General features: G+C 66.2%; 6 protein-coding genes. 5 read left to right on the top strand and 1 reads right to left on the bottom strand.

The window, feature by feature from the left end:
• Positions 1-463 precede the first annotated feature (463 nt).
• Positions 464-754: a helix-turn-helix domain-containing protein gene (locus tag VIB55_RS21645; protein WP_331878753.1), complete on the top strand. Its 291-nt coding sequence runs from the start codon at positions 464-466 to the stop codon at positions 752-754.
• A 17-nt stretch (positions 755-771) separates the two neighbouring features.
• On the opposite strand, the gene VIB55_RS21640 is transcribed toward VIB55_RS21645, so the two are convergent.
• A complete protein-coding gene (locus VIB55_RS21640; protein WP_331878752.1) occupies positions 772-1167 on the bottom strand; it encodes a hypothetical protein in 396 nt (131 codons plus the stop codon).
• 325 nt (positions 1168-1492) lie between these two features.
• Between VIB55_RS21640 and VIB55_RS21635 the strand changes: the two genes are divergently transcribed.
• The 4 genes from VIB55_RS21635 to VIB55_RS21620 form a co-directional block, all read left to right on the top strand.
• Positions 1493-6433 (top strand): HEAT repeat domain-containing protein, encoded by a 4941-nt coding sequence (locus VIB55_RS21635; protein WP_331878751.1) that lies wholly within the window; start codon positions 1493-1495, stop codon positions 6431-6433.
• A 20-nt stretch (positions 6434-6453) separates the two neighbouring features.
• Positions 6454-8190 carry a hypothetical protein gene (locus VIB55_RS21630; protein WP_331878750.1) on the top strand — a complete coding sequence of 579 codons (1737 nt, stop codon included), beginning with the start codon at positions 6454-6456 and terminating at the stop codon, positions 8188-8190.
• A 191-nt stretch (positions 8191-8381) separates the two neighbouring features.
• A complete protein-coding gene (locus tag VIB55_RS21625) occupies positions 8382-9626 on the top strand; it encodes a tetratricopeptide repeat protein (protein WP_331878749.1) in 1245 nt (414 codons plus the stop codon).
• A partial coding sequence (locus tag VIB55_RS21620) for a CHAT domain-containing protein (protein ID WP_331878748.1) occupies positions 9626-10420 on the top strand: 795 nt, incomplete at its 3' end. The genes VIB55_RS21625 and VIB55_RS21620, both read left to right, overlap by 1 nt.

The raw sequence follows: 10420 nt of genomic DNA, 5'->3' as shown, positions 1-10420 counted from the left end.
TTCGCACGCGTTCAGTACGGTCGGGCAAGAATGGACGAACCCGCCTTTACACCCTACGCGATCGGTCCGGATCTGTCAGAACGCCTTAAGGCCCTCCACTCCCCATGGGTTGAACTGAGCCGGTAAGCTATTCCGTGCGCCATCTCGTCAGAGGCAGCACCCAATAATAGAACGAGGCGGGCTGCAACGTGTGCAGCCCGCCTCGTTCTTTGTCCGCCGTTCTCCGGCGACCCTCTTCGCGGGCATACTGTTCCCGCGGCCCTCCCTCTATGTGCCCCGCCTGAGCGATGAGGGACGACAGCAGCCGCCCCCCTCGTCAGCAATCCCGCCGGCACCCAAGCTGTGAGTTCCCGAAACTCTGTCGCCTATCCTCTCTAAACTCTGGCGCGCTCCAGGATCACTGAACCTATCTTTTTCGCCGTTCCGTGCAGGGCTGCTGCCCACCGCCGGCAGGCGAGGGAGGATGATCCGGATTATCGACAGACACGCCGTACAGGCCCTGGTGCAGTCGGGCCTCTCTACGAAGGACATCGCAGCACAGATGGGCATCTCCGTGCGTTCCGTGCAGCGGATCGCGAAGGAGCCGCCCGTCAAGGAGCCCGACGACAAGCGAGCGCATAGCGCCCGCCGCGTCGGGCGTCCGCCGCTTCCCGAACGCGTCACGCAGCGGCTGCGCGAGCTCGTCGCCGAGGATCCACAGGCGCCGCCGCTGGAGGTGCTGCGGCAGCTCCGCGAAGAGGGCGTCACGCTCTAGTGTGTCCTTGAGATCGTCTAATGCTTCTTCCAACACGTACGGATCCGGACCCGCTTGCTCTCGCCGGAGCTTTCTTGCCGCCTGGGCGATTGCGAGGTCAGCACGGAAGCACGCCAGTGGCGTGACACTGAGTCGATCCGGGGCTCCGGCTGCCCATGGCGGCACCAGACGGCCAAGCCATGGACCTGCACATCGTCTGCGTAGATCAGGTTTCTGTTGACCTGCAGTTCAGGGCGCGGCTTGGAGAACAGATCGAGGAGGTTCTTGGCGATCGAGTGTGCCTGTGGCGGGTTCCGAACGCTGGTGTCGACGGACATGTTCAGCACCAGAGGGCCGCGGTAGGCTAGACGCCGCGCCGATTCCATCTGCTCCAGGATCTGCTCCTGTAATCGAATCTCTTCCCCAAGGGACATCCGGTTCTTCCGCCGGGGCTCTACGTCACGAATGGAGATGTACAGCCGCCGGCGCATGCACGCCCTGTGCTGCGCGAGAAGGCCTGCCGTACTGTCGAAATATTCCTGCCCCCGAAGGTGACGCTGTCGTCCGTGCTTCACATCAGCTGCCCTGTTCAAGGTTTCCGCAGGCGATTGTGAGTTGGAGCAAACGCCACACCGACGGATCGCGGCACACTTCCGATCAGCCGTCGTAGTGCGACTCGCCAGGAAGTTGATCTCGACGCGTCCGGGGCGGGGTTGTAGTATTCAGATCCTGCCAGTCCTTACCCTTTCTGCTCTCCCCATGTCGAACGAAGTGCAGCGGATCGAGCATTCCGCCTACCTGCCGAAGCGCGACTTACGCTCCATGCTTCCGGCGCTCGCTGCCGCGGTCGCCGAGTTGCCGGTCATCGGAATTCCCTTCAAGGTGCCCAACGAGGCGTTCAAGGAGCTCGCGTCCCAACGTAGCGAAGCGCAGCAGACCGAGAGATTCAACCAGCTCTTTGCCATTGGGGAGCAGACCAGTGAGGACATCGCGGCGCTCGCGTTTCTAGCGGCGGGGATGTTCATCCAGCAGACCGAGTTGCTTGGCGAGCTGCGGCGGTCGACTGCCCTTCAGTTGGGGAGCGGCGAGCTTGCGTCGTTCGCCAAGTCGACGGCCGTCGTGGCGTACCGCAGCCGGATTGCACATGACTTTCGCTACGCGGACCACCGGGGAATCGACGGGGTGACCCGGGCAGCGCACGTCACCTCACTGGAGTTGGATGACATCTACGTGCTCCCGCACCTCGTGGCCGAGCGCGATCGGCTGGCAGTCCGCGAGCGTGAACGGGATCTCCTTCGTCAACTTACCCGCGAACTGGATTCCACGCCGGAGGAGCGTGCCCGGCTGGAGGAGGAGTATGCCGTCCTGACCGGCGAGCGCTGGGCGGGTGCGAAGAGCGGGAACGCCGGCAGCCCTCTGGGGCCCGCGCTGCTGGGTACCCGGCATGGGGTGATCATCGGTAGCCCGGGTGTAGGAAAGAGCACGCTTTCCCGGTACCTGGCGCGCGCATGTGCGCTAGGCGCAGAGTCGGTCCGGGACCGGCTGGGTTGGGAGGAGGCCCCGATTCCGGTGCTCATTCCGCTCGCCCTCTACGCGGAGGCGCGGCGAAACGACCCTGCCCTTCCTCTGCGCGGCTTTCTTGAGCAGCGAATGCGCGGTGTGGGTGGCGCGGTGCTCTGCGAGGCTATTGTCGAGCATCTGGACGTGGGGGAGTTGCTGGTCGTACTGGACGGCGTCGACGAGGTGCCCGAAAGCCACGCCCGGGCCGCCGTGGTTCAGGCGGTGGACGAATTTATCGCCGCGCACGCTGCCAACCGCGTGGTGGTTACGTCGCGCCCGTTTGGATACATCCCGGTGCGCGGCGACATTCCGCACTTTCAGCTTCCCAATTTCTCAAGCGAGCAGGTCCGAGAGTTCATCTTCAAGTGGCAGAGGGCGAGCGAGGCAAAGCAGCATCCCGACGCTCCAGACTATCAGCGTGCTGAAGAGGATGCCAAAGCGCTGATCGGGGAGTTGCAGCGCAATTCCAGGGTGGCGGAGTTGGCGACCAACCCGTTGATGCTGGTGATTGTCTCGTTGATCCGGTACGAAAAGGCGCGCCTCCCGGAAGAGCGTGTGCAGCTCTACAATAAGGCGGTCAACACCCTGATGGACACGTGGAATCACTGGCGATCGCTGCCCGGCAAGGACGTGGGCGGCGTCACGTTGCCGCTGGACCGGCTGGTGCCCGTGTGGGGCGCCATCGCTGAGTGGACTCGACGGACAAACAATACGGGAATCATGCACCGCGCGGAGCTCAAGCGCCGTCTGGTGGAGGTCCTGGAGCAGCGAGAGTACGACGAGGACGATGCGGATGCCACGGCGGAAAGCTACCTCCGTGCGGCGGCGGACCGGGCCGGGCTGATCGAGGAGCGGGGGACGAACATCTTCGCCTTCTGGCATCCCACGTTCGAGGAGTTCCTTGCGGCCGTGGAACTGTCAACGCCCACCTCCGAGGCGGTTACCCGGCTACTGCCTCTAGCGGACGACCCCCGCTGGCGAGAGGTCGTGCTCCTGGCCGTGGGGTACGTGGGCGTGGTCCAGCGTGATGGCACGACGGCGAGCAGGATCGTGGAGGCGCTGCTGGATCCACCGGTCGGGCCACTGGAAACCCTCACCTGCTCGCGGCTGCAACTTGCCGCGGCGTGCATCGCGGATGACGTGAAGCTACCCAAGAGCACCGTGCAGCGGGTTTTCGTGGAATTGGTGGGTGCGCTGACGCGCCTGCCATACCGCCCGCTGGCCGATTCCTTTGTTCAAGCTGTCCGTGCCGTTCCGCGGCTGCGGCCGGAGCCGCGTGTGATCACGGCTTTGGAAGCCATGCTGCGGAATCCACACTGGGATGTGCGCATGCAGACCGCGCGGCTGCTGGCGAACGCCGCCCCCGCAGACCCGGCCGCCCGGGCCGCATGTCGCCTAATGCTGCACGACAAGGATCAGGACGTGGCGTGCCATGCCGCACTGGGCTTGGCCCAGGTGGGGGAATACGGGCCGCGCGTGTGGACGGCTTTGGGGCGGTTCGAAGACCCGTTCGCGAGGATAGAGGTTCTCGTGCGCGAGTTCCTGCGCTTCGCGCCGGAGCAGGCGCTGGGAGATCTGCTCGACTTTGCTGGCTCCGAGGAGGCGGACGGAACGCAGGTACGGCGGCTGCTTCACGTAATCGCGGAGGAGGAGAATGTGGCCCAGCGGGCAGCGGCTGCCCTCGCGGAGGCGCCCGCCGAGCGTGTGTTGAGCGCCACACGGCTCTTGCGCGAAGCGGGCTACGGGGGGTCCGCGTTCGGGACCCCGCTAATTTCCGTCATTCGCGTCAGCGAGGGCGCAACTCGAGCGGTTGCACTTGTCCTGCTCGCGACCGTTCCGCCCACCCCGGAGCTTATTGTCGAGTTGCGCGCGTGCGCCGTGTATGTGGATGGTGAACTGCGGCTCCGGCTCGCGGCACAACTGGCGGAGTGGCAGGACTGGCACCCGTCCGTCGCGGCGGGACTGGTGCCGCTTCTCTGCTCCACGGACGAGCGGCTAGCCGGCCGGGCCACTGTAGTGCTGAAGGGCTTTCCGTCCTCTGAGGCTCTTCATGCGGCGCTCGTGGCAGCGCTAGGAACCGACGAGCCCTACAACCGGCTGCGCATTGCGGGAGTGTTGTGGGCACGCGGGTACAGGGACGATGCGCCTGCCAGAGCGATCGTGCCGCTGCTCGGGCATGAGATCGCGAATGTGCGATCGCAGGCCGGGCGGTTCCTGCGAGATCTGCCGCTGTCGGGCGCTTTGGAGCGGGAACTACTGTCGCATCTGGAGGCGCAGAGCCCCGCTGCGCAGATAGCTGCTGCGGAGTTTCTGCTGCAAGAGCCCCGACTGAGAGTGGCCGTCGCTCGCGCGGTCGCACCCTTGGTTGAGCACGAATCCGTCTGGATACGCGAGGCCGCGCTCGCCGTGCTCCGGAGGCTTCCCCGCTCCGATACATTGGAGCGGGAACTGCTGGACCGGCTCTCCCGCGCTGGGTTCCGGGCACGCTTGGCGTTTGTTGAGGTGCTTCACACCATTGGGGTCCGGGGCCCGGCGCTGTCCGTCCCCCTCGTTTCGCAACTTGTGGATCCGGCCCAGGCGGCCGCCGTGGACTCGCGTACGACGGAGCAGGCAGCGCTGCGCCTGGCGACCGCTCGCCTGCTGCACCAGGTGGGATACAGCGGTCCCGACCTGGGCACGAGCCTTGTGGAGCTGGCGCAACTCGATTCGGGCGTTCGCCAGCAGGCGCTGGAACTCATTCGGCAGCTAACTCCTTCGGAAGAGCTCGCGCAGGCCCTGGTGGGCCTGATGGAGGCGGAGGATGGCTACATGGCCCGCTATGCTTTCGAGTTGCTTGCGACCATGTCACTCCCCGCGAGCATCGAGGACAGGCTCCTGGCCTTGCTGGCGGTTCCTGAGCCCACCAGGCGCTCGCACGCCGCCGCGCTGCTCAAGAGCATGCCCCAGACGGCGACGTCCGTGGTTCGGCTACTAGCGTCGGACGACACGGACGTCCGGCTGGATGCCGCGGGCGTGCTGACCGCAATGGGCGCCTCGGGCGTGGACGTCGCCCACGCGATGCTCCCCCTTCTGGCCCATCCCGACGAAGTCACCCGGAGCAAGGCGGCCCGCCTCCTGGGCGGTGCGGCGCACCCCCCGAAAGAGGTTGTCTCGGGAGTGCTCGCCCTTCTGGACCACGCGGATCCCGGCGTGCGCACCTCTGCGGCGTCGCTGCTGGCAACCATCTCGTCGCCAGAGGTACTGTCGGAGATACTAGCCGCCCGTATAGAGGGCTCCGCTGACGGATCGGTGGAGGAACACGTCCTAGACCTACTCGCCCACTTGCCGTCCTCGCCAACCCTGGTGCGGGTCGGCCAGTATTTGCTCCGCGCCTCGGACGAGTGGACGCGCAGCCGTGGCGCCTTTCTCCTGGTCCGCAAGGGCTACCTTGGGCAGAGCGCGTGCGAGGCCTTGGTGCGTCTGATGGATGCGGCTGACCCCGCGATCCAGAAGGCCGCGCTCGAGCAGGTACGGAGCGTTATGGGTGAGTTGCCCCAGCGGCAGGGCGGCGTGGGTCCGGTGAGTGGATGGGTGGAGCGGTTACGGTATTATCTGGGCGCGGAGTTCGTGCCCGCATACCCGGTGCTGGCCCGGGCCCTGGAGGCCCTGGCCAACCGGGCACAGCCGAACGTGCGCCTGGAGGCGGTCCGGCTACTGCGCCTGTACTCCCACCCGGCGGCGCCGCTGGTCCCCGCGCTCGTGCCTTTGCTCACCGATCCGAACCCCATTACGCGCGCAGCGGCGGTCCGGCAGCTGCAGTCCCTGGATGCTCCCGAGGCTCTGCGCCGCGGACTGCAGCCGCTTCTCTTCACAGCCGATTCTGTGGCCCGGCTCGACGTGGCTCGCCTGCTCCGGCGGATTGGCGACGCCGGCGAGCCACTTGTCCGCGCCCTGAGGAGTCTGCTCGACGAGGGCCCGGAGGAAACCCGGATCGAGGCGGCAAGCATGCTGCGCGATCTTGGGCACTACGAAGACGAAATCTTTTCACGCCTGGTACCCCTGCTCGCTTCTAGCGAGCCTCTGGTTCGCTCCGCAGCGGCCCGCTCGCTCCGCAAGTTGTCGCCGCTAACCAGCCGGTATCCGCACTTCTGGAGTTGCTAGATCGCGAGCCGGAGGTCAATGTGCAGGTCGAAGCTGCCCAATTGCTGCACCTCGCCGGGTACCGTGGGGAGCGCATGGACTTGGGACTGGTGCGGCTGCTCGCGGCGCCCTCCACCGCGGTTCACGACGCGGCCGTGACACTGGTGACCGCACGCGGCCCCAGCGAAACGCTCGTTGCGGAACTCGAGCGATTCCTGCACTCACGTGATCCGCGGTTGCGCCTGACCTCGGCGGAGCACCTGATCGAGTGGGGCAGGGCCACCGCGCCGGTGCGAGACGCGCTCGCGGAGCTTTCCGCCCATCTGGCACAGGAAGTCCGGCGCAAGGCGCTGGTGCTCCTGGCGAGACATTATGAGCCGGCCGAAGCGTACGCCGCGCTCGAAGCGCGGCTTGCGGTCGAAGATCTGGCCGTCCGCGGCGACCTCGCTGAAACACTCTGCGAGCTTGGGTGCTCGGGCCCCGCTCTGGACGCAGCCGTGGCCGAGCTGCTTGCGGCGAGGGATGCCCTCGCCAGCTACCGCGCGGAGCGGCTCATCCGGCGGCTGCCGCGGACCGATTCGTTGCTGGCACGCCTGGTCGCCATATTGATACACGATGGCGTTCGATCACGGGCGTTGCAGCTCCTGGACTCTCTGCATCAGGCGGGGGATGCCACGGAGGACGCGCTGGTCGAATTGCTGAACACAGCTGACCGGGGCGCGCGCACCGAGGCGATTCGCCTTGTCCATCTGGTTCCGCGCACACCCAGGATGGTGGCGCGAATCGCGGCGCTGTTGAGCACGACCAAGGGGGCGCACGCGCTGGAGGTCGCGCGGCTGCTGCGGGAACTCGGCGGCAGCGGAAACGAACTGGAGGCGGCGCTCCTGCGGCTATTGCGGGATGGGGACGCGGAGATTCGGTCCGCTGCCGCGGATCTGCTCGAGGAAACCGCGCCAACCCCGTTCTTGCGCGAGGACTTGAGAAGCCTGCTGCACGAAGGAGAGCCTCGCCTGCGTCTCCAGGCCGCGGCCCTGCTGAGCGTTCACGATCGAAACTACGGCCCGCTGACGGAGGCGCTCCAATGCCTCCTGGAGGTGGAGATCCCGGATGTTCAGGTCGAGGCTGTGCGTCTGCTGCTGAATCTCGGCGCTTCCGGCGAAAGCGTCCTTGCGCCTCTCATGGGTCTATGCGAGACGGAGGACATGGATGTCCGCTTCCGTGCACACGAGTTGCTGCGGCAACTTCAACCGACCGAGGGATTGGTCCAGGCGCTCCTCGCGTCAGTGGGTAAGGGGGACCTGCGGGTGCGCGCCGCGGCGGCCGGGGTGCTCAGGGATTGGAATCCATCCGAGGAGGTGTCGGTTCGAGCGCTTGTGGCCCTGCTGGAGGCTGGCGACGAATGGTTACAGGAGCAAATCGGGCACCTCCTGAATGAATGGCAGCCTTCTGAGGCGCTTGTGCAGGCGTTGGTCTCCCTGCTTCACGGGCCCAGTGACCCGCTGCGGCCCGTCGCAATCCGGCTGCTGGGTAAGCAACGGAACTCTGCCACGGCCCTCCACGCGATGCTGCAGATCGCGAGCGACGACTTCCCTGAGTCACACCAGGCCCTGCAGTTCGCGACCAGCGGCTTGTCTGCCACTCCGGAGCACGTCGTTCAGCTTCAGCGCTTGTTGTACGTACGGGAATCGGATGGCGACGTTCAACGGGCGGCGCGTGAATGGCTCTACGAGTGGCTGCTGGAACGGCTCAACACTGGTATGGTGGCCGAACTCGCGTAACCTGCCGGAGTCGGTTTATCTCTGGGCCCGGCACTCCGGCTGAGGAGATCGCCTTCTAGTAGCAGCGATCTTGGATATGCTGCGGCCGAACGCTACCTTGCACGGTGACATCCGCAAGGAGGCCTGTTCTGGCTACCTTTTCTCACGCAAAGCGACGGCACGCGGCTTTCTATTCCGGCTTTCTGGAGCAGGTGCAGGAGCTCTATTTCCAGGGCGGCGAGTCGGCGGCGGCGGCGCTGGCGAAGTACGATCTCGACGCGCAGAACGTCAGTGACGGAATTGCCTGGGCTGTGAAGCGATGGCCGCGGGACCGCGAAGCGGCCCGGGTCTGCAGCGCCTTCATGGGCGGCGGGATGCACGTCCTCGACTTCCGACTCAGCAATCAGGAGCGCGTGCATCTGTTACGCGCTGCGGTAGAGGCGGCGCGCTCACTTGGCGACCTGCACGCGCAGGGCGTGCATCTCGGCAACCTCGGCCTGGCTTACGCATCTCTCGGCCAGCTGGATGAGGCCTTGGAATGCCACGAGCAGGCGCTGCGTATTGATGTTCAAACTGGCAGGCATCGCGGGCGGGCGGCCAGCCGCATGAACATGGCGTCCGTTCACTATCGGCGCGGCGACTTCGCCGGTGCGATAGCAGGGTACGAGGCGTCGGTGGACGAGTTTCGCGCGCTGGGGTTGCGGCGGGGCGAAGCGGAAGCGCTCGGGAACCTGGGGCTGATCTACACCGACCTTCTGCGCATCGACGACGCGGAGCGCGTGCTGCGCGAGCAGTTGCGCATCTCGCGCGAAGAGGGTGATCGGGTGGGAGCGGCGAATGCCCTGGGCTGCCTTGGCGTCCTCTGTGATCTCCGCCAGGATTATCCCAGCGCCGTGGAGTTGTACGAGGAGTCGCTCCGCGAGAGCCGCGCGATCGGTGATCTGGGGGGCCAGGCGGTGCGGCTGGGGAATCTGGGGCTGGCCTACGAGCACCTGGGCGATCGACCGCGTGCCTTGGACCTGTTCCACGAGCAACTGCGCATTGCGCGCCAGACGGGTAGTCGCGATGTCGAAGGGGACGCACTCGCCAACCTGGCCTCCGTCCACGACCATGCCGGCGAGCACGAGCGTGCGCTCGTGCTCTACCAGCAGTCCATCGCGGCCGCGAGAGAAACTGGGGACGTACACGGCCAGGCGATCCGGATCTATAACCGGAGCGTCACCCTGGCCCGCGTCAGCGGCCCTGGAGCGGCGGCAGAGGCCGCAACGCCTGCTCTGGTGCTGCTGGAGATGCTGGGTAGCCCACACGCCGGCAAAGTAACAACGCGCATCGCCCTATGGCGGATTGCCTACTTGGGGCGGATGCTAGCGCACGGCGATGTCGACGCAGCTTTTTATACAGCCGGTCCGATGCCCGCGTTCGTTGATGGCAGAATCGACTTTCACGGACGGATTTGATGCGCAAGGCCACTGTTCTCTTCTTCGCCGCTGACCCGTTTTCCACGCCGCCAAGCCGGGTTTCCAGGCTGCAATTGGACGAGGACGTCCGGCGCACCCTCGAGAAGGTGCGCGCGGCGGAGTACCGCGACTCATTGGTGTTCGACCTTCGCCTGGCTGCGCGGCCGGACGACCTGATCCAGGCATTGAGCGAGAAGCGTCCCCAGGTGGTACACTTCAGCGGGCACGGGGGGACCGAGGGGTTGGTGCTGGTAGGCAGGAACGGCGAGCCCCATCCCGTGGGGACGGAGGCGCTCCAGCGGCTATTCAAGGTGTTTCGGGGCGATATCCGCGTGGTGGTCCTGAACGCCTGTTTCACCTCTCCCCAAGCGAAAGTAATCGCCGAAACGGTCGGGTGTGCCATCGGCACCGGGGCGAAGATCTCGGACGGCGCCGCGATCACCTTCGGAGCGGCCTTCTACCGTGCCCTGGCGTTCGGGAACGCCGTGCAGGCTGCGTTTGACCAGGCGTGCGTTTCACTGGCGTTGGAGTATCCGGGCGAGGAGGAAACGCCCCGCATCATCGCTGGGCCGGGGGTGGACCCCTCTCGCATCTTCATCGTCCAGCCGGAGAGCCTGGAACGTGCCGCCGCGCCGGCTGTTCCCGAGGAGCGCGGGATGACGGCGTTCATCGGCAGCACCAGCATCGACCTGCAGGAGTATCGCCAGGCGGCAGTCGAGACCTGCAGTCGGGCAGGGCTGACGCCGGTTTTGCAGGAGCCGTTTGAGTTCCTGTCGGCCGGCGCAGCCGAGGCG

The organism is Longimicrobium sp., assembly GCF_036554565.1.
Taxonomy (GTDB): Bacteria; Gemmatimonadota; Gemmatimonadetes; order Longimicrobiales; family Longimicrobiaceae; genus Longimicrobium.
The sequence above is the reverse complement of the archived record's forward strand: the minus strand, read 5'-3'. Positions and strand labels throughout refer to the sequence as shown.